1 protein-coding gene is annotated in these 862 nt (G+C 66.0%); it reads right to left on the bottom strand.

The features are described 5' to 3' along the window. Position 1: 1 nt before the first annotated feature. Positions 2 to 862: sulfate ABC transporter substrate-binding protein (locus tag WDZ95_RS22235; RefSeq protein WP_425781709.1), on the bottom strand; the 861-nt coding region annotated here is incomplete at its 5' end.

Below are 862 nucleotides of genomic sequence, written 5' to 3'. Positions count from 1 at the left end.
CTTACTTCTTGGTGTAGATCTGGTCGAACGAGGCGCCGTCGGCGAAGTGCGCCTTGGCCGCCTTGTCCCAGCCGCCGAAGGCCTGGTCGATGGTGAACAGGTTGAGCTTGGGCAGCTGCTTGGCGTACTTGGCCTGGGCCTTGGTCGAGACCGGGCGGTAGAAGTTCTTGCCGATGATGTCCTGCGCCTCTTCGGTGTAGAGGTACTCGAGGTAGGCCTGGGCCACGGCGCGCGTGCCCTTCTTGTCCACGTTCTTGTCGACCACGGTCACCGCGGGCTCGGCCAGGATGGACAGCGAGGGGTAGACGAAGTCGAACCTGGTGCCGAACTCTTTCTCGAGCAGGTAGGCCTCGTTCTCCCAGGCGATCAGCACGTCGCCCTGGTTGCGCTGGGCGAAGGTGATGGTGGAGCCGCGCGCGCCGGTGTCGAGCACGGGCACGTTGTTGTAGAGCTTGGCCACGAAGTCCTTGGCCTGGGCGTCGCCGCCGAGCTTGCGCTTGGCGTATTCCCACGCGGCCAGGTAGTTCCAGCGCGCGCCGCCCGAGGTCTTGGGGTTGGGGGTGATCACCTTGACGTCGGGGCGGATGAGGTCGTCCCAGTCCTTGATGTTCTTGGGGTTGCCCTGGCGCACGGCCAGCACGATGGTGGAGGTGTAGGGCGAGCTGTTGTGCGGCAGGCGCTTCTGCCAGTCCTTGGGGATCCACTGGCCGTTGGTGTGCAGGGCGTCGGTGTCGCCGGCCAGGGCCAGGGTGGCGACGTCGGCGTCGAGGCCGTCGATGATGGAGCGGGCCTGCTTGCCCGAGCCGCCGTGGGACTGTTTGATGGTCACGTCCTGGCCGGTCTTGGCCTTCCACTGCTTGGC

The organism is Hydrogenophaga sp. T2, from assembly GCF_049843535.1.
GTDB lineage: Bacteria > Pseudomonadota > Gammaproteobacteria > Burkholderiales > Burkholderiaceae_C > Hydrogenophaga > Hydrogenophaga crocea.
This window is presented reverse-complemented; position numbering and strand designations above follow the sequence as displayed.